Origin of the sequence: Brenneria tiliae (genome assembly GCF_023347575.1) — a bacterium.
In the GTDB taxonomy this organism is placed as follows: Bacteria; Pseudomonadota; Gammaproteobacteria; order Enterobacterales; family Enterobacteriaceae; genus Brenneria; species Brenneria corticis.
On record NZ_JAKPCB010000098.1, the window covers coordinates 109,223 to 133,046 of the forward strand.

The following is a 23,824-nucleotide window of genomic DNA, read 5'->3' on the forward strand; positions in this document are numbered from 1 at the left end:
ATCTGCAGGAAACTTAAGCGTTTTTCCTCCATAATCAATTAATCAGCATAACGCGTCTCGCAGATAAAACGGCTGACGGAACGCCTTTTCATCAAACAGGATTGAGCCTATCGAATAATATTAAATACCATTAAAATCAAATAAATATTAATAAATCTGAATGGAGGACATACTATGCCGCAGATTTTTACGCTCACCCTTGCCCCTTCTCTGGATTGCGCCACAACCACGCCCAGAATTTACCCTGAAGGAAAACTACGCTGCACGGCTCCGGTGTTCGAACCCGGAGGCGGCGGCATTAATGTTGCACGGGCCGTTGTCCATCTGGGGGGAAAAGCCCGGGCAATTTTTCCGATTGGCGGTCCCACGGGCGAGCATCTGGCCGAGTTGCTCGAACAGGAAGGCGTCGCAACCGAAACGCTGCACACGCAGGACTGGACGCGACAGAACCTGCACGTTCATGCCGATAATAGCGGTGAACAGTTCCGTTTTGTGATGCCCGGCGCCAGGCTGACCGCAAGCGAGTTCAACCAGTTGACCGAGCGGGTATTGAAGATCCCGTCGGATTCGCTATTGGTCATCAGCGGCAGCCTGCCGCCCGGTTGCGACGTCGATAAGCTGGCCCACCTGGTGAAGCAGGCTCAGGGAGGCGGATTAAGCTGTATTGTCGATAGCTCCGGCGCCGCACTGCAAGCCTGCCTGCAACTGGGGGGACTGGCGCTGGTGAAACCTAACCAGAATGAGCTGTCGGCCCTGATCGGACACCCGCTGGAAAGCCCGGATGACGTCTATAACGCGGCGGCCGAACTGGTGCGCAAAGGCGCGGCTGAGCGGGTGGTGGTGTCGCTGGGTCCACAGGGGGCATTGGCAATCGATGGTAAAAACTGCATTCAGGCCGTTCCGCCGCCGGTGAAAAAAATGAGCACCGTAGGCGCAGGGGACAGCATGGTCGGCGCCATGACATTAAAGCTGGCTGCCGGCGCCGGGCTGGGCGATATGGTGCGCTATGGCGTCGCCGCCGGGACAGCGGCGACGCTGAACCACGGCACGCGTCTGTGCGCGAAAGAGGATACGCAGCGCCTGTACGAATACATTTGCCAGAGCAAGGCATTATCCGCCTGAATGGGGTCAATCCTGCTGGGGCTGAGCAATAAAGATTTCAGCCCCGTTAACGCGTTATGACGAGAGCAAAAAGCGATCAAGATGCCGGCGTAACTGCTCATTCTCTTGTTTGAGCTCGTCGATTCTGTCCAGCAGGGTCAGCGTCATCGCAATGCCCGACCAGTCCAGATCCAGCTCGGCCTGTAGCCGCCGGGCACGCCGCAGGCAGCTCACCGCATCATAATCAAAAACCCAGCGCGGTTTATCCCGCTCCAGCGGCTCAATAACGCCCAGCCCGACGACTTCAATCAGTTCGTCCTGAGAGATATTTACTGACTGACACAGTTCCACCACGGTAAATGTCATTTCTTCAGCCATCATATTTACTCCCATCCATCCCGAGGATTAAACGCAGCCTGCTCGGCCAACTGTTTCCACAGGGCGCTGGCCTTTTCATCAGGTTTCGGGGGCATAACCACTTTCAGGATGGCGTACATATCGCCCGCCCCTTTCTTGCTGACTAACCCTTTACCCTTAATCCGCAACCGCCTGCCGCTCTGACTGCCGGGCGGCACCGTCAGCGCAATCTTGCCCGTCAGGGTTGGCACTTCGATAGTGGCGCCCAGCGCCGCTTCCCACGGGGCCAGCGGCACCACGATATGCAGATCCTGACCGTCAATATCAAACAGCGGATGCGGAGCAATGCGGATAACCAAAAATAAATCACCGTTCGGCCCGCCGCCGACGCCGGCGCTCCCCTGTCCTTTCAAACGGATGCGTTCGCCATTCCCGACGCCCGCCGGAATTTTCACATTCAGCGTTTTGGTAATTTCTTTCGTTTGGCGGCCCAGCTCGTCATAAACCGGCAAACGATAGGAAATCGGCCGGGTTTGCTCGACCAGCGTCTCTTCTAAAAACAGGGGCACTTCCATCTCGAAATCCTGGCCGCGGCCGCTGTGGGGAGCGTGCGCGGACGCTCGCTGTCCCGCCCCCGCGCGAGCGCCGAAAATGGATTCAAAGAAATCGGAAAAATCATGCCCGCCGCCTTGCGAACCTTGCCAGGTTTGCTCGCGACCGCCATAGTTCGGCGGCGGTTCGGAAAAGCGGGGATCGTTGCGATGCTGCCTCAGCTCATCGTATTCGGCGCGGCGCTCGCTGTCTTTCAGCACCTCATAGGCTTCGGCAACTTCCTTGAACTTGCTTTCTGCATTCTGCTCGGAGCTGACATCGGGGTGATATTTACGCGCCAGCCTGCGGTAGGCCGTTTTGATCGTTTTCAGATCGGCGGACGGGTCTACTTCCAACGCAGCATAGTAATCTTTAAACTCCATGCGGTAATACCCTCAATTCAATGGGTTATGCGATAGAAATCATTTTTATCTGTTCGATATGCTACTCATTCTGTTTGCTGTTCATTGCGATCATACACCTTTGATAAAGCGTCTACCTCCCTTAAAAACATAGACAATTAGCCTGGGTTACGGTGAGGATCGGAAAAATAATTGCAGAAAGAGATAGCGTTGCGCGCTTGAGGTGAATGCCCGGTCAAAACCGGGCATGGTGATGAAAACAATACGCTTAGAAGTTGTAAGTCACGCCGGCGCGGCCCGGTTCGTTATAGGTCGATGCGCCGGCAAAGCGTCCGTTCTCGGCGCCAGAGTGGAAGTGGGTTCGGTTCAGATCTTGGGCGTTCCCGCCAATTCCGCCAGAAGTCGTGCCAACGCTTGCGGATGCGTAATCATCGCATCATGCGATGCATCCAACTCGGCGTAATGCCAATCGGCCGTCTGCCGAACCCGCGCCAGCGAGCGTTCCAGCAGTTCGCCGGGAGCCCTGGTACAGCGGATATAACTTTTATGGGCGATCCCCATAGGATGCGCGCAGCGAATGCGCTCGAAATAGCTCCCCACCGGCTGTGGCGTCAGCCTGGCGTCAACCCACGCCTGGTCCGCGTCGCCGACGCCAAAAGCCGCCGAGGGCAAAGGGGGAATATGCCAGTCGGGATCGCCGTCTCTGGCTTCGGCATAGCGTTCAATCAGCATCGGAGCATGGTCGAGCAGCATTTCGCCATCGGCGGGCAGGAAAGCATCAAGCAGGATCAGGCGCCTGACCCGACCACCCAACCGGGAAGCCGCTGCCGTCGCGGGAAAACCGCCATAGCTGTGGCCCACGAGAGTGACGTCCCGCAAATCGGCATCGCGCACCAGGTCCACAATATCGGCGATGTGCGTACTTAATCCAATCGCTCGCGAGAGTTCCCCGCGGCGTTCGGCCAACCCGGAAAGCGTAGGGGTGAACACCTGATATCCCTCGTCGCGCAGCAGCGCCGCGACGCATTCCCAGCACCATCCGCCATGCCAGGCGCCATGCACCAGAACGAAATTCGACATAGATGGTTGCTCTATTCAGGTTAGGTACGTGCAATAGCAGAATACATAATCCAGCCAGCGCGGGCGACTCACGAAAGTCATTATTGAGGTTGTCGGTGGATTTTACTGGATGTCATGAGATGAAATGGAGCGAGTGAAGGGAATCGAACCCTCGTATAGAGCTTGGGAAGCTCTCGTTCTACCATTGAACTACACTCGCGCCGGAGATGCGCCAGGCATTATAGCGCTATCCCGTTGCCGGGCAAGTAAAAACCCCGGTAAACTGCTGGTGGAATAATCAATCAACTCATCTGACAACGCATTAAAACCTTGATGGCGCATGCAGCGAAACGGGTCAGCCGTCCGATCGTGCATTTTTTTCACTTTGCCGCAGTATGTTGAATTTCTTTCATATCCCCACGCGATTCAGACATGGTATGTTCGGAAGTTCTATAAAAAATGTGGTTCCCACAAAAAAAGAGAAAGAGATCAACGATGGAAAACCTAAAAACCGCTACGCCTCCATTTCGCGCCGACGTTGTCGGCAGTTATTTGCGTCCGGATTATTTGCATGCGGCGCGCGCGCAATATGCCAGGGGCGAGATCGATCATGACGAATTAAAACGCGTTGAAGATAAGGCCATCAGCGAATTGGTCGCCAAACAGAAGGCGGCCGGTCTTCAGGTCATCACGGACGGCGAATTCCGTCGCAGTTGGTGGCATCTGGATTTCATGTGGGGGCTCAACGGCGTTGAAAAAGCGAGTTTGTCGCGTGGTTACAATTTCTCCGGCACGGAAACTCGCCCCGAAACAGCCAGATTGACCGGCAAAATCAGCGGCGAAAATCATCCTTTCATCGATCATTTTCGCTTTCTGTCTACGTTCGCCGAAGGCGGCATTGTTCCTCGTCTCACGATCCCCGCTCCCGCTCAGTTTCTGAAAGAGCTATACCGGCCGGATAACCGGGAAAGCACGCTGCAATACTATCCCCGTCAGAGCGATCTGGTCGCGGATATCGCCGCCGCCTATCAGACATTTATTCGTGAAGTCTATGCCGCCGGCTGCCGCAGCCTACAGCTCGATGATTGCACGTGGGGCATGATGGTGGACGCGCGTTATAACAACGCCGGCGTCGCCGTCAAAGAAGAAAGCGCGTGTGGTTGTTCCCAACACGCCGATCATACCGTTATCAGCGACAATGTTCAGGAACTGGCGGAGCTGCTGCTGGAGGTCAACAACGCCGCGATTGCCGGCGCGCCGCAAGATCTGACGCTGGCGACGCACGTCTGCCGCGGCAACTATCGCTCGACCTGGGCGGCAAGCGGCGGTTATCAACCTATCGCCGGCATCCTGTTTGGAAAAGAAAACGTTGCCGCCTACTACCTCGAATTCGATACCGAGCGCGCCGGCGATTTTTCTCCCCTGGCGGAAGTTTCCGGAGACAAGCAGGTCGTATTGGGACTGATTTCATCCAAAATCGGCGAGCTTGAAGATAAACAGGCGGTTATCGCGCGTATTAAAGAAGCGACCCGTTATCTCCCGCTTGAACGTCTGTGTTTAAGCACCCAATGCGGTTTCGCGTCGACGGAAGAAGGCAATGCGCTGACGGAACAGCAGCAATGGGCCAAGATCGCGCTGGTTAAAGAGATCGCCGACGAAGTCTGGGGCGGCTAATCGCGATTCCCCAAATCATGCGGTAAAAAAAACCGGCGCCCAACCAAGGCGCCGGTTTTTTGTTTCAGCCAACGTGACCGCACGTTACTTCTGCGGACGCATCGCCGGGAACAGTATCACGTCGCGGATGGTATGGCTGTTGGTAAACAGCATAATCATACGGTCGATGCCGATGCCCAGACCGGCGGTCGGCGGCATGCCATGCTCCAGCGCGGTGACGTAGTCTTCGTCGTAGAACATGGCTTCGTCGTCGCCCGCGTCTTTGGCGCTGACCTGCTGGGCGAAACGATCCGCCTGATCTTCCGCGTCGTTCAGCTCGGAGAAACCGTTGCCGATTTCCCGGCCGCCGATAAAGAACTCGAAGCGATCGGTGATGTCCGGGTTCCGATCGTTACGGCGCGCCAGCGGCGACACTTCCGCCGGGTATTCGGTAATAAAGGTCGGCTGAATCAGATTGCTTTCCGCCGTCTCTTCAAAGATCTCGGTGACGATGCGGCCCAGCCCCCAGCTCTTCTCGATTTTGATGCCCAGCGACTCGGCAATCGCCGTGGCCTTCGCCAAATCGTCCAGGTCGGCGACGTTGGTTTCCGGGCGGTATTTGCAGATGGCTTCGCGCATGGTCAGCTTGGCAAACGGCTTGCCGAAGTCGAAGGTCTGATCGCCATATTCGATGGTCGTGGTGCCCAGCACGTCCTGCGTCAGAGTGCGGAACAGCGTTTCCGTCAACACGATAAGATCTTTATAGTCGGCATAGGCCATATAAAGCTCCATCATGGTGAACTCGGGATTATGGCGCGGGGAGATGCCCTCATTGCGGAAGTTGCGGTTGATTTCAAACACCCGTTCAAAACCGCCCACCACCAGGCGTTTCAGATACAGCTCCGGCGCAATACGCAGATACATATCGATATCCAGCGCATTGTGATGGGTGACGAACGGACGCGCCGCCGCGCCGCCGGGGATCACCTGCATCATCGGCGTTTCCACTTCCATAAAACCGTGATCGACCATAAAGCGGCGGATCGCCGCCATCACCTGCGAGCGGATACGGAAAGTATGGCGGGATTCTTCATTGGCGATCAGATCCAGGTAGCGCTGACGGTAGCGGGTTTCCTGATCGGCCAGGCCGTGGAATTTATCCGGCAGCGGACGCAGGGCCTTGGTCAGCAAGCGCAGTTCGGTACAGTGCACCGAGAGCTCGCCGGTTTTGGTTTTAAACAGCTTGCCGCGCGCGCCGAGAATGTCGCCCAAATCCCACTTTTTGAACTGCTCGTTGTAGACGCCTTCCGCCAGGTCGTCGCGGGAAACGTACAGTTGAATACGCCCGCCCACGTCCTGCAGCGTGACGAAAGAGGCTTTCCCCATAATGCGGCGGGTCATCATGCGGCCGGCGACGGTCACTTCGATGTTCAGCGCTTCCAGCTCTTCGTTTTCTTTGTCGTCATGGTCGGCGTGCAGGCGATCGGAGGTGCTGTCGCGGCGGAAATCATTGGGAAATGCAATGCCGTGCTCACGCAGCGTCACCAGCTTTTCACGGCGCGCTTTCAGTTCGTTATTAAGATCCTGCGCCTGATCGGCACCCTGTGATTGTGATTCAGCCATGAGAATTCCTTATAACCCCGCTTTTAAACTTGCTTCGATAAATTTGTCCAGATCGCCATCCAGCACCGCCTGGGTGTTGCGCGTCTCCACCCCGGTGCGTAAATCCTTGATGCGCGAATCATCCAACACATAGGAGCGAATCTGGCTGCCCCAGCCGATATCCGACTTGTTGTCTTCCAACACCTGCTTCTCAGCGTTTTTCTTTTGCATCTCAAACTCGTACAGCTTGGCTTTCAGCTGTTTCATCGCCTGATCTTTGTTTTTATGCTGGGAGCGGTCGTTCTGACACTGGGTGACGATATTGGTCGGAAGATGGGTAATACGCACCGCGGATTCGGTCCGGTTTACGTGCTGGCCGCCGGCGCCCGAGGCGCGATAAACGTCAATACGCAGGTCGGCCGGGTTGATTTCGATATCGATATCGTCATCCACTTCGGGATAGACGAAAGCGGAGCTGAACGAGGTATGACGGCGGCCGCCGGAGTCGAACGGACTTTTACGCACCAGGCGATGCACGCCGGTTTCGGTGCGCAGCCAGCCAAAGGCGTAGTCGCCCATAATCTTGATGGTGGCGGATTTGGTGCCGGCCACTTCGCCGTCGGACTCTTCGATAATTTCGGTTTTGAACCCTTTGGCTTCCGCCCAGCGCAGGTACATCCGCACCAGCATGCTGGCCCAGTCCTGGGCTTCGGTGCCGCCGGAGCCCGCCTGGATATCCAGATAGCAGTCCGCGCCGTCATACTCGCCGGAAAACATGCGGCGAAATTCGAGCTGACCCAGTTTGTTTTCCAGCGCGTCCAGTTCGGCCGCGGTTTCATTGAAGGTGTCTTCGTCGTCTTCTTCCACCGCCAGTTCCAGCAGACCTGCGACGTCTTCCAGCCCCTGCGTCATCTGATCGATGGTGTCGACGATGGCTTCCAGCGAGGAGCGCTCTTTACCCAGCGCCTGGGCGCGTTCCGGCTCATTCCAGACGTCAGGCTGCTCCAGTTCGGCGTTTACTTCTTCGAGGCGTTCTTTCTTGGCATCGTAGTCAAAGATACCCCCTAAGGACGGCCGTACGCTCCGACAGGTCCTGGATGCGGTTTTTTACCGGATTAATTTCAAACATGATTTTTATTTCTTACGTTAAGTCGTAGATGACGGAATGGTGTAAACGCGCCATTCTAGCGGATTAAACGCGCGTTTTATACTCTTTCGTCAGCCGAGTTACAGCGGCCACAGGTGCTGAATCAGCAGTTGCACCGAACGCTTGCCGCGAAACTCGTTGACGTCCAGCTTATAGGCCAGCTCCGCTTCGCGCACGCTGCTGTCCGGCCAGATTTTGGTATCGACGTTAAAGGCGATGCCGTCCAGCAGCGGGCCGCCGCTTAGCGGTTCCACCATCACTTTCAGGTGACGCTCGCCCACCAGCCGCTGTTGCAGAATGCGAAACCGTCCGTCGAAGGTCGGCTCGGGAAAAGCCTGTCCCCACGGCCCGGCGTCGCGCAGCATCTCCGCCGTGGACAGACACAGCTCCGGCAGGGCCAGTTCGCCGTCCGACCAGACCACGCCTTCCAGCTGCGAGGCATCCAGCCATTCGCCCACCAGTTCGCCAAAGCGCTGGCGGAAGGGCTCAAACTGCGTCTCTTGCAGCGTGAGTCCCGCCGCCATCGCATGGCCGCCGAACTTGTCCATCATCCCCGGATAGCGCGTATCCAGCCGCTCCAGCGCATCGCGCAGGTGCAGCCCGGCGATGGAGCGTCCCGACCCTTTCAGCATGCCGTCCCCCGCCGGGGCAAAGGCGATCACCGGCCGGTGAAAGCGATCCTTGATGCGCGACGCCAGAATGCCCACCACCCCCTGATGCCACTCCGGATGGTACATCGCCAGCCCGTAGGGCAGCGCGTCGCGGCTTTGCTCCAGCGTTTCGCACAGGCGCAGCGCCTCGACCTGCATCCCCTGTTCGATTTCGCGGCGCGTCTGATTCAGGGCGTCCAGATCGCTGGCCAGCATGCGCGCCTGCACGATATCGTCGCTGAGCAACAGCGCCACCCCGACCGACATATCATCCAGCCGTCCGGCGGCGTTGAGCCGCGGCCCCAGCGCGAAGCCCAGATCGCCGGCGACCAGTTGACCCGCTTCGCGGTTCGCCACTTCCAGCAGCGCCCGGATGCCGGGCCGGCACCTTCCGGCGCGAATGCGGCTCAGCCCCTGCGCCACCAGAATGCGGTTGTTGGCATCCAGCGGCACCACGTCCGCTACCGTGCCCAGCGCCACCAGGTCCAGCAGTTCGGCCAGCTTCGGCTCCGCCAGCCCTTGTTCGGTAAACCAGCCGCTCTCCCGCAGGCGCACGCACAGCGCCATCATCAGATAAAAGGCGACGCCGACGCCCGCCAGCGCTTTCGACGGAAAGGCGCAGTCGCGCAGGTTGGGGTTAATCATGGCATCGGCGGCGGGCAGTGTTTCTCCCGGCAGATGGTGGTCGGTCACCAGCACCGCGATGCCGCGCCGGTGCGCCTCCTCCACCCCGGCATGGGAGGAAATGCCGTTATCCACCGTGACGATAACCTCGGCGCCCAGCTCAGCGGCCTGCGCGACCACTTCCGGGCTTAACCCGTAGCCATCCTCAAAGCGGTTCGGCACCAGGTACTTCACGTTAACGCCGCCCATGCCGCGCAGCGCCAGCACCGTCAGCGCGGTGCTGGTGGCGCCGTCGGCGTCGAAATCGCCGACGATCACCATGCAGCGCCGGTCCGCCAGCGCCCGCCGCAGAAAATCGACCGCCTTGTCGATGCCGTTCAACAGACGGTAGTCCAACAGACCGCGCAGGCTGCGCTCCAGCTCCTGCGCGCCGCTGACGCCGCGCTGCGCGTACAGGCGGCGCAACAGCGGCGGCAAGGTCGCGGGTAAATCACTATCCTCCGCCAGCGGACGCCGGCGCAGCTGGGTTATCAGTTCCACAGTGTAATCAACCACCCGTTTTCAGCGACGCGCTGTGCGCGTCCAGCATCGCCAGCATCTCTTTCGGCCCCTGATAGCCGGGCACCACCGTGCCGTCCTCCAGTACGATGGCCGGAGTTCCCTGCACGCCGAACTGCACGCCAAGCTGATAGTGAGCGGCGATATGGGTTTTGCAGGTGGCGGGGGAAATCTCTTCGCCTTTCAGCGCGTCATCAAACGCCTTGTTGCGGTTCGCCACGCACCAGATGGACTGCATATCCTTTTCGGCCTGCGAGTTCAGCCCCTGACGCGGAAAGGCCAGATAACGCACGGTAATACCCAGGGCGTTGTAATCTTTCATCTGCTCGTGCAGCTTGTGGCAATAACCGCAGGTGATATCGGTAAATACCGTGATCGCATATTTTTCCTGCGGGGCCTTGTAGACGATCATCTGCTCGCGCAGCGCGTCCATTTTTCCTTTCAGCAGTTGATTGGTTACGTTGAGCGGCGCCGCGCCGCCGACGTCGTACAACGGCCCCTGGATAAGATGCTTGCCGTCGTCGCTGATATAAAACGCGCCGCTGTCCGTCAGCACGGTTTTCATGCCGGAAAGCGGCGACGGCTGAATCTCGGCAGCCTGCATCCCCAGGCGGTTCAGGGTCTGTTTTATCGCCGCATCTTCGGCGTGGGCAAAACCGGCAGCCGTTGCCGCCAATAGAGAAAGCAGTAGTAACCCTTTTTTCATTTCATCAATCCTGTTTCGGTTTATCGCCTAATCCGCCGCTGACGGCCATCACGCCCGCGGATGGTGCATCTGATGGAGTTGTTTCAGACGTTCCGTCGCCACGTGGGTATAAATCTGCGTCGTGGAGAGATCGCTGTGTCCCAGCAACATCTGCACCACCCGTAAGTCCGCGCCGTGGTTCAATAAATGGGTGGCGAACGCATGACGCAGCACATGCGGAGAAAGTTTTTCGCTATCGATCGACGCCAGAATCGCATAGTGCTTGATGCGATGCCAGAACGTCTGACGCGTCATCTGCTGCGCGCGGTTACTGGGAAACATCACATCCAGCGCGCGCCCGTTAAGTAGCCACGGCCGCCCATATTCCAGATATTGCTCGATCCAGTACACCGCTTCTTCGCCCAGCGGCACCAGCCGCTCTTTATCGCCTTTCCCGACCACCCGCACCACCCCCTGACGCAGGCTGACATCGCTAATCGTCAGTCCCACCAGTTCGGAAACGCGCAGCCCGGTGGCATACAATACCTCAAGCATGGCCTTATCGCGCAATTCCAGCGGCTGCTCGACGTTGGGGGCGCGCAGCAGCGCTTCAACCTGAGCCTCGCTCAAATCTTTCGGCAAACGCTGCGGCAGCTTGGGGGATGACAGCACCGCGCTGGGATCGTCACCGCGGATTTTTTCCCGGTAAAGGTACTGGAACAGCCGGCGCATGGCGCTCAACAAACGCGCCGAACTGCTTGCCTTATAGCCGCCTTCCAGGCGCTCGGCCAGAAAAGATTGCAGATCGGCGGCCTGCGCCTTGAGCAGGCCGCTATCGTGATGCGCCAGCCACTCTGCCAGCGAGCGTAAATCCAGGCGGTAAGAGGCCAGCGTATTTTCCGCCAGATTACGCTCCAGCCACAGCGCATCGAGAAATTGCTCAATAAATGCCTGATCCTGCTCGTGCATCGCGCCGTCCCCTTTCACTGATGAACCGCTATTATGCCTGAGCAATCCGCTAAGGCGCTAATCGCCGGCGACCTCGGCGAATTAATCGCAGCGATTGCCGAATCTCACTTATCCCGTTATATCTGACATCGCCATAACATTCTCTGGTAAAAACATAATACGATAAGATTATATTTTACGTATTGCGGATATGCCGGAATAGGCTCCACGCGCCGTTTTTCGTCCCGTTATCTCCCCACGGAATCTCCGTTGAAAAGCGCTTTTTTCTATGCATAGAATGGTCGTTCGTGTTGTTAAAAAAGATGAACGAATTACCATGCAAGCCACCATCACTCCCGCTATCGAGGCCGACGCTCCGCCGGTAAATTCCAGAAGTAAAGTTATCATTGCCTCGCTGGTGGGAACCGCGATTGAATTTTTTGATTTCTATATTTACGCCACCGCCGCCGTGCTGGTGTTTCCACATATTTTCTTCCCGCAGGGCGACCCGGCGGCGGCCACGCTACAGTCGCTGGCGACCTTTGCGATAGCCTTTATCGCCCGGCCGATCGGCTCGGCGGTATTCGGTCATTTCGGCGACCGCGCCGGCCGCAAGGTGACGCTGGTGGCGTCATTGCTGACCATGGGAATTTCAACGGTGCTGATCGGCCTGTTGCCCAGCTATGAAACCATCGGCATCCTTGCTCCCATCCTGCTGGCGCTGGCCCGTTTCGGCCAGGGACTGGGGCTGGGCGGCGAATGGGGCGGCGCGGCGCTGCTGGCGACCGAGAACGCCCCGGCCCATAAACGCGCGCTGTACGGTTCATTCCCGCAGCTCGGCGCGCCGATCGGCTTCTTCTTCGCCAACGGCACCTTCCTGCTGCTCTCCTGGCTGCTGACCGATGAACAATTTATGCAATGGGGCTGGCGCGTACCCTTTATTTTCTCCGCCGTGCTGGTGCTGATCGGCCTGTACGTGCGCGTCTCCCTGCATGAAACGCCGGTATTCGCCAAAGTCGCCAAAGCAGGCAAACAGGTGCGGGTTCCAATCGGAACGCTGTTCAGCAAACATATGAAAGCCACCATCCTCGGCACTTTCATCATGCTGGCGACCTACACGCTGTTCTATATTATGACCGTCTACTCCATGACCTACGGCACCACGCCGGCGCCGAACGGGCTGGGCTTTTCGCGCAACGCCTTCCTGTGGATGCTGATGATTGCGGTGATCGCCTTCGCCGTTATCATCCCGTTGTCGGGCTATCTGGCGGATATATTCGGACGGCGTAAAACCATGATCACCGTAACCTGCCTGATGCTGCTGTTCGCCATGCTGTTCCCGTCGATGCTCGGTTCCGGCAATCAGGCTCTGGTGATGGCCTTCCTGATTTGCGGCATGGGCATGATGGGGCTGACGTTCGGCCCGATGGGCGCGCTGCTGCCGGAACTGTTCCCGACGGAAGTACGCTATACCGGGGCCTCTTTCTCTTATAACGTCTCATCCATTCTCGGTGCGTCCGTCGCGCCCTATATCGCCACCTGGCTGACCGTCAATTACGGCCTGTTCTACGTGGGGGTTTATCTGGCGGCGATGGCGTCGCTGACGCTGATTGCACTACTGCTGAGTAAAGAGACGCGCCATCAGTCTCTCTGATCGGAGCTGTCGTGAAGGCCGCACGGCTTTCACGACATTTTCCTGCCGCCGCCTTTTCCTACTGGCGGCGCTTGTCATTCCTTATGCAGACATTCATCTGACGATATCCACGCGGGATTCATAAGGGACGATCTCTCCATCCGGCTGCAGTCTATACCGTTGATTAGATGTCCTGAGCGTGATGCTACCCGCGCCATTGTCATTTATGGAAAAAAGAAGTTGTTTCTCAATGCAGTTTTTCTCTACCGGCATATCTTCAAAACACAGGCGGTCATATTCACTTTCCTTATAACCCTCGCCGAAGTCCCAGAAGGTAATATTGAAGGAACCATAAGACGAGCGTTTGGGGATAGCGTATTTCTCTTTCAGCATCGCCCTATTCTTCAGCCACCAGTCGATCTTTCCCCGATTGGTCAGCGGAAAATTCAGTACCAGCACATGGCTAAAATCACTGTGTTGATGAATCGCCACGATTTTTACCGGCCGGGAAAGCCAGATAATGCCGTAGACGGCGGCCAGAACGGCCAAAACGGCAACCACGCGCCCTTTCGACAAAATCTTCATTTACGCCCCATCCTGGTAATTTCTACCTCGGTTTCCATCTCGGTGATAAACGGCCGCTGCGCCAGCGGGCCGTAGTGTTGCAGAACAAATCAGATCTTAAAGAAACTAAACTGGCGAAATTTCCACTTCAAAATATCCTCGTCATCCAGTCCAAAATGATCCTGCACCCGGTAGTGAACAGCTGCCCGGAAGTCATTATCGCCAATGTGCAGAGACTTCAGGGTAATATGAGCCGCCCAGATATCATGAACGGTAATTCCCATACCGTTAACATGGTCAATCAATCTATCAAACTTTGGCAATACACTAAGCATTATCGCATCTTTGATTTTGCTTTCTGCCGCTAACGGAAACTGTTTATTTTTCCAGTCGATATTAGTATTAATAGCTGCCCCTATATTGTACAACGTACTTTTTTCCGACAAATCCTCGACAAGCTGCTCCCTCAGCGCCTGATCAAGCAGCGGGCTGCGGAAGGTCGCGCCGTTGCCGTAACGCATATGGTCGATCATCTGATGGATAAGGGGCGCGTAAGGACCAATCATAGCGAAAGGCCATGCAAGATCGTGAAATTCGGCGAACAGGCGGCTCAGGCATTCTTCTGTGGTGAGGTATCGGATGTTTGGCCTGCGCCCAACTCATACGGGTAAGTCCAGACGGGAGCCTCTATCTCGGCGCGCGTATAGGGATTAACCCGCGTAGAAACGTCCGTGAGGCTGAAGATAGTTTTGAGGGTGGATTCGCTATGGTCGCCATAGCGCATGTCCGGCGCCTGATAGTCATCCATTTTATTCCGGCTTTCAAAAACGCGATGAGGAAAATGCAACGCGACAGGTTTTATCGTCAATTCAGTCATTATTTGGAAATCCTTTTACCCTGTATGATCAGTGGAGAGCCATCGCCGCGCGGGCCATGCCTCCCTTCCGTTTCAAACAATAATAACCCGCGCAGTTTACCCTATACGTCCAGTAGCGTCATTACCGCTACACGCAATCAGAAGCCTGACTGGCGAATGCCACGATTGCGCTCAATGAAGATGCTTGATTTTACACAACAAGACAATCATGCTCAGCGCTATGCAAAACTGTTTGCTGCAATACCTGTCAATATATTGAATGAAATAGCATCATTGCATTACGGAACACACGATGAAAATTGGTCTGTTTTACGGCTCCAGCACCTGCTATACCGAAATGGCGGCAGAAAAAATCCGCGACATCCTGGGTGAGGATCTGGTGGATCTGCACAACGTCAAAGATGTCTCCCCGCAACGGATGGAAGAGTACGGCATATTGATTCTGGGCATTCCCACCTGGGATTTCGGCGAACTTCAGGAAGACTGGGAGGCCGTGTGGCAACAGCTGCCCACGCTGAATCTGCAAGGCAAGATCGTGGCGCTGTACGGCATGGGCGATCAGTTGGGGTACGGCGAGTGGTTTCTGGATGCGCTGGGGATGCTGCACGCTCAGCTACAGCCGCTGGGGGTGAAATTTATCGGCTACTGGCCGACGGAGGGCTACGAGTTCACCAGCCCGAAACCGCTCGCCGCCGATGGCAAACGGTTTGTCGGGCTGGCGCTGGATGAGGTCAATCAGTACGATCTCAGCGACGAGCGCATTGAGCAGTGGTGCGAACAGATTTTGCTGGAAATGGAACCGCTGCTGTAAACGCCGTTATCGTTTCTGTAACCACCATCTTGCGCGCGCCGGCGCGTCAAAAAAGCTCCAGGCCACAAAGCGGCTCTGTTTCTGCCCCTGCGCCATATTGACGGTCGCGACTTTCTCCGCGCCGACGTTTTCCAGCGCCCGATACAGCTCGGGCAGGTTTTCTTTGCGCGACACCAGCGAGGTGAACCACAGGCACTGGCGGGCAAAGCCGGCGCTCTCGTTAATCATTTGACTGATAAATGCGGTTTCCCCGCCTTCGCACCACAGCTCATCCTGCTGGCCGCCGAAGTTGAGCGGCGAGTTTTTATCCAGGCCGAGATTATGCAGCTTGCGCTGCGACCCCTGACGCGCCTCGGCGGCGGATGCGTGGAACGGCGGATTACACAGCACGGCGTCGAAAATTTCGTTCTTATGAATAATACCGGCAAGAATCGCTTTGCTGTTTTTTTGGCGACGTAAACGAATGGCCCGATTCAGGCCGGGGTTCGCCTCGATGGTGGCGTTGGCCGCCTGCATCGCCTGCGGATTAATTTCGCTGCCGGTAAAACGCCAGTCATATTCACGATGGCCAATCAGCGGATAGATGCAGTTGGCGCCGCAGCCGACGTCCAGCACCGACGCCCCGCGCGGCACCACGGATTGATTATCCTCCGCCAGCAGATCGGCCAGATGATGAAGGTAATCCGCCCGGCCGGGCACCGGCGGACAGAGAAAACCGTCCGGAATAATCCAGTGTTCAATCTGGTAGAAATGGTGCAACAGCGCCTGATTCAGCACCTTGACGGCCTGCGGATCGGAGAAATCAACCGACTCGTCACCGTAAGCATTCGCCTTGACGAAAGGTATCAGCGCCGGATGGATTTGCTTCAGCGCGGTAAAATCATAGCGACCGCGGTGGCGGTTACGCGGGTGCAGCCTGTTTTTTTGCGCGGCATGGTTATCTTTGGGCGTGGTCATCGGCTTCTCTCTTGTTGAATGGCGCGTAAGATACCCGCTGCGCTAAGCCGCGTAAATCATTGCCGTCAATTTCTCTGCAGCAGCAGTTGGCGCAGATGGCGCCACTCGTCGTTTCCCATGCTGTCCGACGCCAGCCACAGACGCTGCCGTTCTTTACCATCCATCGATTTCAGCGACAGCAGAATGCCGTTCTTCAGTATCCACGGACGTTTGATAATCTGCCAGTCCTGCTGCTGCCAGCGCAGGTGCGTTGCTCCGCGCAGGGAAATTTCCCCCTGGCGAACCTTGATGTTGCGCTGGCTGCGGATAAAACCGAACACCACCAGCGTGACCAGCCCCAGCCACAGTGCGGTATAGCTATCCGGCCAGGGAGCCAGCAGTATCAGTAAAACCAGTAATCCGTGCACAACCAGTGAGAACAGCTGCATGCGCCAGGAAACGCGAAGGTCACATTGCCACTGGGCCACGGGCTTTATTTCGCGTCTGGATAAGGGAAATCATACGTTTCAGATCCTGATCTTGCGGTTCACCGTGATTCATCAGCCAGTTAAACAGATCCGGATCGTCACACTGCAGCAGGCGGACGAACGTCCGTTTGTCGCCATCGCTTAGCGCATCATACTCATGCTCAAAAAAAGGCATGATAGAAATATCCAGCTCACGCATACCGCGCCGACATGCCCAGTGAATGCGTGATTTATTATCGATTTCCATGCTTATACCACCTTGTTTATCGATGCTGACTATCAGTGTAACCCGATTTACGCTGCGAATGTTCAACTAATAGTAACACTTTGACATATTTTAACGGCCGATGGATCGCCGCAACGCAGGCTTACGATGCCCCTCGCACAATAACCGCTTGCAAACCCCGGCCGCTCTTTTACCATTAGACCATTCGCTTATTGCCCAAAGCAGCAGGATGGTACTATGGCTCCTCAACCCGCTTTCGCCTCACAACCCCCGTTCGCCTCCGCCCAGTTACCCGCGACGCTGATTTCGCTTGATGACTGGGCGCTGGTCGCCTTGACCGGCCCCGATACCGTCAAGTACCTTCAGGGACAGGTCACCGCCGATGTGGATGCGCTACCCGCCGACCAGCATGTGCTCTGCGCGCACTGCGACGCCAAGGGAAAAATGTGGAGCGGCCTGCGCCTGTTCCAGCGCGGGGAAGGTTTCGCCTTTATCGAACGGCGCAACCTGCGCGATACCCAACTCAACGAGCTGAAAAAATACGCCGTTTTTTCCAAAACCACGATAGCGGCAGACGACGATATCATTCTGCTGGGCGCCGCCGGCGCGCAGATCCGCGAACGCCTGCGGCCGATTTTCGCCGTCCTGCCGGACGCCGAGCATCCGGTGGTTCAACATCAGGGCGCCACCCTGCTCCATTTTTCGCACCCGGCGGAGCGTTTCCTGCTGGTGCTGGACGCGGAGCAGTGCGCGACGCTGCTGCAACGCCTGGCAGGCCAGACCGAATTAAATGATAGCCGCCAATGGCTGGCCTTGGATATTGAATCCGGTCTGCCGATCGTTGACAGCGTAAACAGTGCGCAGTTCATCCCGCAAGCGGCTAATTTACAGGCATTAAACGGCATAAGCTTCAGCAAAGGATGCTACGCCGGGCAGGAAATGGTCGCCCGCGCCAAGTACCGGGGCGCCAACAAGCGGGCGCTCTACTGGCTGGCCGGACGGGCAAGCCGGGTTCCCGAGGCCGGGGAGGATCTTGAATTACAGCTGGGGGAAAACTGGCGCCGCACCGGCACCGTACTGGCGGCCTGCCGCTTGCGGGATGAAAGCGTCTGGGTGCAGGCGGTGCTGAACAACGATCTTGAGGCCGGCAGCGCCCTGCGCGTGCGCGACGATGCCGACGGCAAACTGACGATCCAGCCGCTGCCTTATGTTATTGAAGGCTGAAGCCCTTTCAGATGACTGGCCGTTTGCCCGCTTGATTTAAGCGTTCCCAGCCATGCTTTATGCCATTGCGTAACCTGTGCGCCAGACTTTGACTGGCGCATTTTTATTCATCATAATCCAGAGTAATGAAAGGGACGCCCATGCCTGTGATACTGAGATTCAGAGGTTTTACCTTTTTCTTCTACTCGAATGAGGGCAATCCTCAGGAACCAGCGCATATTCATGTACGGAACTCAGAAGCCGAGGCCAAATTCCGGCTAACGCCAGAGGTTAAACTTGCTCGAAATGACGGGTTTAGTGCCCGGGTATTGAAGGAGCTATCTGAGATTATTGATATTAATAAAGCGTCATTTCTGGAGGCCTGGAGTGACTATTTCAGCTAAGAAGATTCATTTCGATGAATTTAATATGTGGGTAGAGCTTAGTGATGCCCGAACCCTTGGTGTTCCGTTAGCCTGGTTTCCCCGGTTGTTGCATGCAACGGAAGCGGAGCGGAATAGCTATGAGTTGAGTCCTCGTGGAATCCACTGGGACAAGCTTGACGAAGACATTTCCGTTGAAGGTTTGCTGGATGGCCGTGGCGATGTTACCCACCGCCCTCATAGTGCAGCCTAATCTTTTGTGGAGGTTATTTATGGCGGTTGCGAACTGTTGGTAAGGAATCACGGCTTGGGTAAAGCCGTACGATAGAATAAAACGTTATTCGTCAGCCGTTATCGAACTTACTTACACGTACAGATAAATCGCCAGAAAGTGGCAGACGCTGCCGCCCAGCACAAAACCGTGCCAGATAGCGTGGTTGTAGGGAATTCGATTACAGGCGTAAAAGATCACCCCCAGCGTATAAATCGCGCCGCCGACGGCCAGCAGCGTGATGCCGGTAATGGATAATGTCATCGCCAGCTGATAGATCACCACTAACGATAACCACCCCATCACCAGATAGGTTATCAGCGAGAGCGCTTCAAAACGGTGGGCAAACGCCAGCTTAAAGATAATCCCCAGCAGCGCCATACTCCAGATCACCACCATCAGCCCCTGGGCCAGCGGCGAGTTAAGCCCTACCAGCAGGAAAGGCGTATAGGTGCCGGCAATCAGCACGTAAATCGCGCAGTGATCGAACTTCTTCAGCCAGTGCTTGGCACGCGGCGAAGGAATCGCATGGTACAGCGTGGAAGCCAGAAACAAGAGAATAATACTGCCGCCGTACAGGCTGTAGCTGGTGATGGCCACGCCGTCCGCGCCGTTATTCACCGCCTGCACCAACAGCAGCACCAGACCGACAATACCGAAAACCAGGCCGATTCCGTGGCTGACGCTGTTGGCGATCTCCTCCGCCACCGAGTATCCCGACTCCCACAAATTCTTTGACATATTGCCCTTACTTATCAATAACACCGGCCGCTAAGGCCCGATAACGCAGAAGTTAACGCACCGGATGCGTAACCTTTGAGCAGCTTAGCCGAGAATAGTTTCGGTGTACACGTGTACGCTAAAATAATTACCGGACATTACATTTCGCTTTTAACCGCAATCATGCGTATAAATCTCCGGTCACTTCCCCTACAATTACCCACTTTTAAAGCTCAGCTATTGTGAAGCGATATCCTGCTTTGATAACTATACCCAATAGATTTCGAGGTGTAGGAAGGCGGCAACCGAGTGAATCCCCAGGAGCTTACACCAGTAAGTGACTGGGGTGAGCAAGGGCAGCCAACGCACCTGCAACTTGAAAGATGACGGGTATATCGGGTTTTGACATTTTCCGCGCCTGTAATCACTTGCCCGATTTTAACTGAAAGAGGTTGTTCCCATGTCGTTTGCTCCCGCCGTTCTCGATTTCGGTTCACTGACCGATGTGGTCGCTTTTCTGATGGAAATCGACAAGCTGAAAAGCGTGCAGCGCCGTTCAAAAATTATTGGCAGCCCGCGCCATGAGGACTCCGCCGAGCACAGCTGGCATTTTGCCGTCGCCGCCATGAGCCTGGCGCCTTATGCCGGGAAAGAGGTCGATATCAACCGCGTTATTCAAATGGCGCTGATTCACGATATCGTCGAAATCGATGCCGGCGACGTCATGGTTTACGACTTGCCCGCCCGCGCCGCGGTACAGGCTCAGGAAGCGTTGGCCGCCGCGCGGATTTTCGGCCTGCTGCCGGAACCGCAGCGCCAACGGTTCCACCAGCTGTGGCTGGAATACGAAGCGGGCGAAACCGCCAACGCCCAATTTGCCCTGATGCTCGATCGCGTGCTGCCGGTACTGATGAACCTGCACAATCAGGGTCAAAGCTGGGTGGAGAACGGTATCCGGCTGGATCAGGTTCTGGGCCGCGCCGAGTTTATCGCCGGGATTAACCCGGAGCTGTGGCGGCACCTGAAACAGCATTTGCAAGCCGCGCAGGACAAGGGCTGGCTGCTGTAACCTATGCACGGGTTTTGCCGTTGCCGGAATATATTTCAGCCACCAGCCGGGGTTTATAGGGCAAGCGGCGTTTGAGCCGCCCTATTTATTCCACCTGTTTCAGCGCCGTCCTCTCCACGTACGGCTTCATAATGCCGTCCGCCTCCCGTTGGGCGCGCGCCGCGGCGTCCTCCACCTTGGCGCCGGGATCGTTAAGCAGGGCCGCCAGCTGATTTTCCATCGCCTTACGCACGGCGACGGTCTCGTAGGTGGCGTACCACGGATGGGCGTACTGCAACTGCGCCAGCGCCGTTTTCGCCCGCGGATCCTGCGCCAGATAGCTTTTCATTTCCGGCATATCGTAGGCGGCCATGCGCGGGGCGAAATAGCCGGTGAAGCGGCTCCAGCTTCCGTTCACTTCCGGGCTGACCAGATAGCTCAGAAACTGCCAGGCGGCTTTCTTCTGTTCTTCGGAAATGCCTTTAAAACTCACCAGGCTGGCGCCGCCGATGGTCACGCCGCGGCGCTCTTTCTCCGGCATCATCGCCACGCCCAGCGGAAAATCTTTGGTGTTCTCGCGCATAAAGCCCAACGCCCCGGTGCTGAGCATCGCCATGCCCAGCTTGCCGGAGAAGAACGCGGCGCTGATCTGCTTGGAATTAAGTACCCCGGCGGGCATCACCTTGTGGCGATAAACCAGGTCGCGCCAGAACTGCAACGCCCCTTTGGTGGAGGCGGTGTCGTAATAGACTTCGCCGGGATAGTCGGCGTTGTAGTATGCGCCGCCGTTGGCGCGCGTCAGGGAAGACAGCATCCAGCCGCCGTAATCATCGTTGGTGGAGGGGATCATGATGCCCCACAGCCCTTTGGCCGGATCGGTCAGTTTTTTGGCCACCGCCACCACCTCGTCCCAGGTTTGCGGCGGCTGGTCGAATCCGGCCTGCTTCAGCAGAGTCTCGTTGTAGTACAGGATCGGCGTGGAGTTGTGGAACGGAATGGCGTAGGTCACCCCCATCACCTGCGCGTTCTGATGCAGCGCCGGCCAGAAATTTTCGCTCAGAAACGGCGTGGCCCGCTCGTCGCCGTATTTAAACAGCTCATCCATCGGCAGGATCTGATCCTTGATAACCAGATCGGCGGTGAAGTTGGCCGACATGATCACCAGCGCGGGCGGATCCCCCGCCTTCGCGGCGGCTTCGGCCTTTACCTTGGTGGTGTCGTAGCCGCCGGTAAAAATGCCGCGCACCTCCACCCGATCCTGCGACGCGTTGTAGTCGCTAATGATCCGTTTCATTTCCATCGTCAGCTTGCCGTCCACCGGCGCGGGAAACATAAAGTCGATACTCTGTCTGGCCAGCGCCTGGCTCGCACTGAGCAGCGCCACGGCCAGCGCCACGACACGGTACTTACGCATGTTTTTTCTCCTGGGATAAATTGCGGGCGGTGCGCCCGGAAAACCAATGACAATCCTGTAGCGCAAAGCTCAGCGTCAGCGCGGCGCCGACCGCCGGCACGCCCTGGCGATTGGCGCGCCGGTAGCGCAACGCGCCCAGCGGGGTATCCACCTGCATCAGGTATTCCGCGCCAAACAGCTCGCGCTGCGTCACCGTGGCCGGCAGTCGCACCCGCCCTGGCGCCGCGCCCTGCTCGGTAATATGTTCCGGGCGAATGCCCAGCAGCACCGTCGTCAACGCGCGGGTTTCGTCCGTTTCCGGCAAAGCGATCTGTTGATCGAGCAGCGCGGCCTGCCCCGACGTACAGGGCAACGAGATCATATTCATGGTCGGGGTGCCGATAAATCCCGCCACAAACACGTTGGCGGGATGGGCATACAGCTGTTCGGGCGTGCCTACCTGCTGCAATTCGCCCCGATCCAGTACGGCGATGCGATCGGCCATGGTCATGGCCTCAATCTGATCGTGGGTGACGTAAACGGTGGTGGTTTTCAACTGCCGATGCAGCGCCATAATCCCGTCGCGCACGTCGCTGCGCAGCCGGGCGTCCAGGTTGGACAACGGCTCATCCATCAGAAACAGGCGCGGATCGCGGACAATCGCCCGCGCCATCGCCACCCGCTGACGCTGGCCGCCGGAGAGTTTTCCCGGCTTGCGGCTCAGCAGGTCTTCAAGCTGCAACAGGCCGGCGACCCGCCGCACCCGCTCCGGATACTCCGCTTTCGGCTCGCCGCGCATACGCATGCCGAAGGTGATGTTCTGCTCCACGGTCAGGTGGGGAAACAGCGCGTAGTTCTGGAAGATCAGCGAAAAATTACGCTGCTTCGGGCTCCAGCCGGTGATATCTTCCGCGCCGAGCAGAATTTGCCCCTCGCTGACGCTCTCCAACCCCGCCAGCATACGCAACAGGGTGCTTTTGCCGCAGCCGGACGGACCGACCAGCACCAGAAATTCCCCGGCGGCGATATCCAGCGACAGCGATTGCAACGCCGGGGTCTGTTCAAACCGCTTGCTGATATTGCGTAACCGAATCACAGCCATGACTCATCCACCGGGCAGCTGATACGCGGATCGTAGCGATAAGGACCGGCAAACGGCGCCAGCGACTGGCAGTAACTGACCAGACCGGTAAGCGGAACGTGGCGGTGCATAACGAAAGAGGCCGGTTCAAGATTGTAGTAAGGCGCGTCGTCATGATGAAAATAGGGCACCTGATGCACCGTGCCCGGCACGGTGGCGACGATCGCCTGCCGGTATTGGGTAACGATCAAACGATGGTTATGGCCGCAGAACACCCGCGTCAGCTGCGGGAAACGCTCGATCAACCGCAATATTTCACGGCCGTTTTCGCAGGCGATGGGATCCATCTGCGCCGACCCCAGCGGCAGCGGCGGATGGTGCATGAAGATCGCGCTTTCGCGATCCTGATGCGCCGTTAGCTGCTGCTCCAGCCAGTCAAGCGTCGCCGCCGTCAGCCAGCCTTTCGACTGCCCGGCCAGACTGCTGTCGATAAACAGCAGCCGTAGCGGGAAGCCGTCCACCGCATAGCGGATATTTTCCGCGTCGTCCCCCAGCTGCGGGCACAGCGGACGCATGGCGTCGAGAAAATGGTGTTTGTCGTCGTGATTGCCCGGGATCACGTACAGCGGATAGTCCAGCATCTGCAACACGCGGCGCGCCACCTGATACTCCCGCGGGCAGCCGCAGTTGACGATATCGCCGCTCACCACCACCGCGTCCGGCCGTTCCGTCAGCGCGTTCAGCTGACTGACCACCTGCGCATTCTGACCGTTAACATCAATAAATTCATATAACTTGCGCCCCTCACTGCGAAAATGCAGATCGGAAATCTGTGCCAGCAACATGGCGTTTC

26 protein-coding genes and 1 tRNA gene are annotated in these 23,824 nt (G+C 57.1%); 8 read left to right on the forward strand and 19 right to left on the reverse strand.

The annotated features are described in order from the left end of the window. Nucleotides 1-174 precede the first annotated feature (174 nt). Nucleotides 175-1,122, forward strand: a complete 948-nt coding sequence (pfkB, locus tag MFP24_RS12970; protein ID WP_249230717.1) for a 6-phosphofructokinase II — start codon at nucleotides 175-177, stop codon at nucleotides 1,120-1,122. Nucleotides 1,123-1,176: 54 nt separating this feature from the next. Here pfkB and MFP24_RS12975 read toward each other — a convergent pair whose 3' ends face one another. The 4 genes from MFP24_RS12975 to MFP24_RS12990 all read right to left on the reverse strand — a co-directional run bounded on the left by MFP24_RS12975 (nucleotide 1,177) and on the right by MFP24_RS12990 (nucleotide 3,690). Then, entirely contained in the window at nucleotides 1,177-1,479 is a 303-nt protein-coding gene (locus MFP24_RS12975; RefSeq protein WP_249230874.1) for a chaperone modulator CbpM, read from the reverse strand. A 5-nt stretch (nucleotides 1,480-1,484) separates the two neighbouring features. Continuing rightward, on the reverse strand, nucleotides 1,485-2,432 hold the full coding sequence (gene cbpA, locus MFP24_RS12980) for a curved DNA-binding protein (protein ID WP_249230718.1): 948 nt from the start codon (nucleotides 2,430-2,432) through the stop codon (nucleotides 1,485-1,487). A 345-nt stretch (nucleotides 2,433-2,777) separates the two neighbouring features. Continuing rightward, nucleotides 2,778-3,491 (reverse strand): alpha/beta fold hydrolase, encoded by a 714-nt coding sequence (locus MFP24_RS12985; protein WP_249230719.1) that lies wholly within the window; start codon nucleotides 3,489-3,491, stop codon nucleotides 2,778-2,780. Between the two features lie 125 nt (nucleotides 3,492-3,616). Beyond that, nucleotides 3,617-3,690 (reverse strand) — tRNA-Gly (locus tag MFP24_RS12990). A 275-nt stretch (nucleotides 3,691-3,965) separates the two neighbouring features. On the opposite strand from MFP24_RS12990, the gene MFP24_RS12995 reads away from it, so the two are divergent. After that, on the forward strand, nucleotides 3,966-5,144 hold the full coding sequence (locus tag MFP24_RS12995) for a 5-methyltetrahydropteroyltriglutamate--homocysteine S-methyltransferase (RefSeq protein WP_249230720.1): 1,179 nt from the start codon (nucleotides 3,966-3,968) through the stop codon (nucleotides 5,142-5,144). An 84-nt stretch (nucleotides 5,145-5,228) separates the two neighbouring features. Here the strand turns inward: MFP24_RS12995 and lysS are convergent, their stop codons facing one another. The 5 genes from lysS to xerD form a co-directional block, all read right to left on the reverse strand. Beyond that, nucleotides 5,229-6,746 carry a lysine--tRNA ligase gene (gene lysS / locus MFP24_RS13000; RefSeq protein ID WP_249230721.1) on the reverse strand — a complete coding sequence of 506 codons (1,518 nt, stop codon included), beginning with the start codon at nucleotides 6,744-6,746 and terminating at the stop codon, nucleotides 5,229-5,231. Between the two features lie 9 nt (nucleotides 6,747-6,755). Beyond that, a protein-coding gene (gene prfB / locus MFP24_RS13005; RefSeq protein ID WP_249230722.1) for a peptide chain release factor 2 occupies nucleotides 6,756-7,854 on the reverse strand; the annotation gives its coding sequence in 2 pieces (ribosomal slippage) (nucleotides 6,756-7,778 and nucleotides 7,780-7,854; 1,098 coding nt in all). A gap of 98 nt (nucleotides 7,855-7,952) precedes the next feature. Next, complete coding sequence (gene recJ / locus MFP24_RS13010; protein WP_249230875.1) at nucleotides 7,953-9,686, reverse strand: single-stranded-DNA-specific exonuclease RecJ; 1,734 nt, start codon at nucleotides 9,684-9,686, stop codon at nucleotides 7,953-7,955. 7 nt (nucleotides 9,687-9,693) lie between these two features. Then, nucleotides 9,694-10,410, reverse strand: a complete 717-nt coding sequence (gene dsbC, locus MFP24_RS13015) for a bifunctional protein-disulfide isomerase/oxidoreductase DsbC (RefSeq protein ID WP_249230723.1) — start codon at nucleotides 10,408-10,410, stop codon at nucleotides 9,694-9,696. 48 nt (nucleotides 10,411-10,458) lie between these two features. Beyond that, nucleotides 10,459-11,358 carry a site-specific tyrosine recombinase XerD gene (gene xerD, locus MFP24_RS13020; protein ID WP_249230724.1) on the reverse strand — a complete coding sequence of 300 codons (900 nt, stop codon included), beginning with the start codon at nucleotides 11,356-11,358 and terminating at the stop codon, nucleotides 10,459-10,461. A 316-nt stretch (nucleotides 11,359-11,674) separates the two neighbouring features. On the opposite strand from xerD, the gene MFP24_RS13025 reads away from it, so the two are divergent. After that, the gene (locus MFP24_RS13025; RefSeq protein ID WP_249230725.1) at nucleotides 11,675-12,991 is read left to right on the forward strand and encodes an MFS transporter; all 1,317 of its coding nucleotides are present in this window, start codon (nucleotides 11,675-11,677) and stop codon (nucleotides 12,989-12,991) included. A gap of 93 nt (nucleotides 12,992-13,084) precedes the next feature. On the opposite strand, the gene MFP24_RS13030 is transcribed toward MFP24_RS13025, so the two are convergent. From MFP24_RS13030 to MFP24_RS24005, 3 genes are all read right to left on the reverse strand, one after another. Further along, nucleotides 13,085-13,555, reverse strand: a complete 471-nt coding sequence (locus MFP24_RS13030) for a DUF943 family protein (protein WP_249230726.1) — start codon at nucleotides 13,553-13,555, stop codon at nucleotides 13,085-13,087. A gap of 89 nt (nucleotides 13,556-13,644) precedes the next feature. Further along, a complete protein-coding gene (locus MFP24_RS13035; protein ID WP_318011344.1) occupies nucleotides 13,645-14,175 on the reverse strand; it encodes a YPO3983 family protein in 531 nt (176 codons plus the stop codon). Next, nucleotides 14,145-14,411 (reverse strand): DUF3289 family protein, encoded by a 267-nt coding sequence (locus MFP24_RS24005; protein WP_263458494.1) that lies wholly within the window; start codon nucleotides 14,409-14,411, stop codon nucleotides 14,145-14,147. The genes MFP24_RS13035 and MFP24_RS24005 overlap by 31 nt, the downstream gene beginning before the upstream one ends. A gap of 292 nt (nucleotides 14,412-14,703) precedes the next feature. Here MFP24_RS24005 and fldB point away from each other — a divergent pair, with 292 nt between their 5' ends. Beyond that, nucleotides 14,704-15,222 (forward strand): flavodoxin FldB, encoded by a 519-nt coding sequence (fldB, locus tag MFP24_RS13040; protein WP_249230727.1) that lies wholly within the window; start codon nucleotides 14,704-14,706, stop codon nucleotides 15,220-15,222. A gap of 6 nt (nucleotides 15,223-15,228) precedes the next feature. Here fldB and rlmF read toward each other — a convergent pair whose 3' ends face one another. The 3 genes from rlmF to sdhE form a co-directional block, all read right to left on the reverse strand. After that, nucleotides 15,229-16,179: a 23S rRNA (adenine(1618)-N(6))-methyltransferase RlmF gene (rlmF, locus tag MFP24_RS13045; RefSeq protein ID WP_249230728.1), complete on the reverse strand. Its 951-nt coding sequence runs from the start codon at nucleotides 16,177-16,179 to the stop codon at nucleotides 15,229-15,231. A 65-nt stretch (nucleotides 16,180-16,244) separates the two neighbouring features. Beyond that, the gene (locus MFP24_RS13050) at nucleotides 16,245-16,646 is read right to left on the reverse strand and encodes a protein YgfX (RefSeq protein ID WP_249230729.1); all 402 of its coding nucleotides are present in this window, start codon (nucleotides 16,644-16,646) and stop codon (nucleotides 16,245-16,247) included. Continuing rightward, on the reverse strand, nucleotides 16,627-16,893 hold the full coding sequence (sdhE, locus tag MFP24_RS13055) for an FAD assembly factor SdhE (RefSeq protein WP_009114398.1): 267 nt from the start codon (nucleotides 16,891-16,893) through the stop codon (nucleotides 16,627-16,629). Before sdhE ends, MFP24_RS13050 begins: the two co-directional genes overlap by 20 nt. Before the next feature lie 216 nt (nucleotides 16,894-17,109). On the opposite strand from sdhE, the gene ygfZ reads away from it, so the two are divergent. The 3 genes from ygfZ (at nucleotide 17,110) to MFP24_RS13070 (ending at nucleotide 18,711) form a co-directional block, all read left to right on the forward strand. Beyond that, nucleotides 17,110-18,096: a tRNA-modifying protein YgfZ gene (ygfZ, locus tag MFP24_RS13060; protein WP_249230730.1), complete on the forward strand. Its 987-nt coding sequence runs from the start codon at nucleotides 17,110-17,112 to the stop codon at nucleotides 18,094-18,096. Nucleotides 18,097-18,236: 140 nt separating this feature from the next. After that, nucleotides 18,237-18,479 carry a DUF4160 domain-containing protein gene (locus tag MFP24_RS13065; protein WP_249230731.1) on the forward strand — a complete coding sequence of 81 codons (243 nt, stop codon included), beginning with the start codon at nucleotides 18,237-18,239 and terminating at the stop codon, nucleotides 18,477-18,479. Then, nucleotides 18,463-18,711 carry a DUF2442 domain-containing protein gene (locus tag MFP24_RS13070; RefSeq protein WP_009114401.1) on the forward strand — a complete coding sequence of 83 codons (249 nt, stop codon included), beginning with the start codon at nucleotides 18,463-18,465 and terminating at the stop codon, nucleotides 18,709-18,711. The genes MFP24_RS13065 and MFP24_RS13070 overlap by 17 nt, the downstream gene beginning before the upstream one ends. A 111-nt stretch (nucleotides 18,712-18,822) precedes the next feature. On the opposite strand, the gene trhA is transcribed toward MFP24_RS13070, so the two are convergent. After that, nucleotides 18,823-19,470 (reverse strand): PAQR family membrane homeostasis protein TrhA, encoded by a 648-nt coding sequence (trhA, locus tag MFP24_RS13075; protein WP_249230732.1) that lies wholly within the window; start codon nucleotides 19,468-19,470, stop codon nucleotides 18,823-18,825. A 439-nt stretch (nucleotides 19,471-19,909) separates the two neighbouring features. Between trhA and MFP24_RS13080 the strand changes: the two genes are divergently transcribed. Continuing rightward, nucleotides 19,910-20,518 carry an HD domain-containing protein gene (locus MFP24_RS13080; protein WP_249230733.1) on the forward strand — a complete coding sequence of 203 codons (609 nt, stop codon included), beginning with the start codon at nucleotides 19,910-19,912 and terminating at the stop codon, nucleotides 20,516-20,518. 85 nt (nucleotides 20,519-20,603) lie between these two features. On the opposite strand, the gene MFP24_RS13085 is transcribed toward MFP24_RS13080, so the two are convergent. From MFP24_RS13085 to gpdQ, 3 genes are read right to left on the reverse strand one after another with little or no spacing between them, the layout of a single operon-like run. Further along, nucleotides 20,604-21,911 carry an ABC transporter substrate-binding protein gene (locus tag MFP24_RS13085; protein ID WP_249230734.1) on the reverse strand — a complete coding sequence of 436 codons (1,308 nt, stop codon included), beginning with the start codon at nucleotides 21,909-21,911 and terminating at the stop codon, nucleotides 20,604-20,606. After that, on the reverse strand, nucleotides 21,904-22,992 hold the full coding sequence (locus tag MFP24_RS13090; protein WP_249230735.1) for an ABC transporter ATP-binding protein: 1,089 nt from the start codon (nucleotides 22,990-22,992) through the stop codon (nucleotides 21,904-21,906). The genes MFP24_RS13085 and MFP24_RS13090 overlap by 8 nt, the downstream gene beginning before the upstream one ends. Beyond that, nucleotides 22,983-23,816, reverse strand: coding sequence for a glycerophosphodiester phosphodiesterase GpdQ (gpdQ, locus tag MFP24_RS13095; protein ID WP_249230736.1), 834 nt, complete (start codon nucleotides 23,814-23,816; stop codon nucleotides 22,983-22,985). Before gpdQ ends, MFP24_RS13090 begins: the two co-directional genes overlap by 10 nt. Nucleotides 23,817-23,824: the final 8 nt, after the last annotated feature.

Bases quoted from the DNA above. Each gene is read 5' to 3' on its own strand.
- pfkB (WP_249230717.1), top strand. From the start codon at position 175: ATGCCGCAGATTTTTACGCTCACCCTTGCCCCTTCTCTGGATTGCGCC.
- MFP24_RS12975 (WP_249230874.1), bottom strand. From the start codon at position 1,479: ATGGCTGAAGAAATGACATTTACCGTGGTGGAACTGTGTCAGTCAGTA.
- cbpA (WP_249230718.1), bottom strand. From the start codon at position 2,432: ATGGAGTTTAAAGATTACTATGCTGCGTTGGAAGTAGACCCGTCCGCC.
- MFP24_RS12985 (WP_249230719.1), bottom strand. From the start codon at position 3,491: ATGTCGAATTTCGTTCTGGTGCATGGCGCCTGGCATGGCGGATGGTGC.
- MFP24_RS12995 (WP_249230720.1), top strand. From the start codon at position 3,966: ATGGAAAACCTAAAAACCGCTACGCCTCCATTTCGCGCCGACGTTGTC.
- lysS (WP_249230721.1), bottom strand. From the start codon at position 6,746: ATGGCTGAATCACAATCACAGGGTGCCGATCAGGCGCAGGATCTTAAT.
- dsbC (WP_249230723.1), bottom strand. From the start codon at position 10,410: ATGAAAAAAGGGTTACTACTGCTTTCTCTATTGGCGGCAACGGCTGCC.
- xerD (WP_249230724.1), bottom strand. From the start codon at position 11,358: ATGCACGAGCAGGATCAGGCATTTATTGAGCAATTTCTCGATGCGCTG.
- MFP24_RS13025 (WP_249230725.1), top strand. From the start codon at position 11,675: ATGCAAGCCACCATCACTCCCGCTATCGAGGCCGACGCTCCGCCGGTA.
- MFP24_RS13030 (WP_249230726.1), bottom strand. From the start codon at position 13,555: ATGAAGATTTTGTCGAAAGGGCGCGTGGTTGCCGTTTTGGCCGTTCTG.
- MFP24_RS24005 (WP_263458494.1), bottom strand. From the start codon at position 14,411: ATGACTGAATTGACGATAAAACCTGTCGCGTTGCATTTTCCTCATCGC.
- fldB (WP_249230727.1), top strand. From the start codon at position 14,704: ATGAAAATTGGTCTGTTTTACGGCTCCAGCACCTGCTATACCGAAATG.
- rlmF (WP_249230728.1), bottom strand. From the start codon at position 16,179: ATGACCACGCCCAAAGATAACCATGCCGCGCAAAAAAACAGGCTGCAC.
- sdhE (WP_009114398.1), bottom strand. From the start codon at position 16,893: ATGGAAATCGATAATAAATCACGCATTCACTGGGCATGTCGGCGCGGT.
- ygfZ (WP_249230730.1), top strand. From the start codon at position 17,110: ATGGCTCCTCAACCCGCTTTCGCCTCACAACCCCCGTTCGCCTCCGCC.
- MFP24_RS13065 (WP_249230731.1), top strand. From the start codon at position 18,237: ATGCCTGTGATACTGAGATTCAGAGGTTTTACCTTTTTCTTCTACTCG.
- trhA (WP_249230732.1), bottom strand. From the start codon at position 19,470: ATGTCAAAGAATTTGTGGGAGTCGGGATACTCGGTGGCGGAGGAGATC.
- MFP24_RS13080 (WP_249230733.1), top strand. From the start codon at position 19,910: ATGTCGTTTGCTCCCGCCGTTCTCGATTTCGGTTCACTGACCGATGTG.
- MFP24_RS13085 (WP_249230734.1), bottom strand. From the start codon at position 21,911: ATGCGTAAGTACCGTGTCGTGGCGCTGGCCGTGGCGCTGCTCAGTGCG.
- MFP24_RS13090 (WP_249230735.1), bottom strand. From the start codon at position 22,992: ATGGCTGTGATTCGGTTACGCAATATCAGCAAGCGGTTTGAACAGACC.
- gpdQ (WP_249230736.1), bottom strand. From the start codon at position 23,816: ATGTTGCTGGCACAGATTTCCGATCTGCATTTTCGCAGTGAGGGGCGC.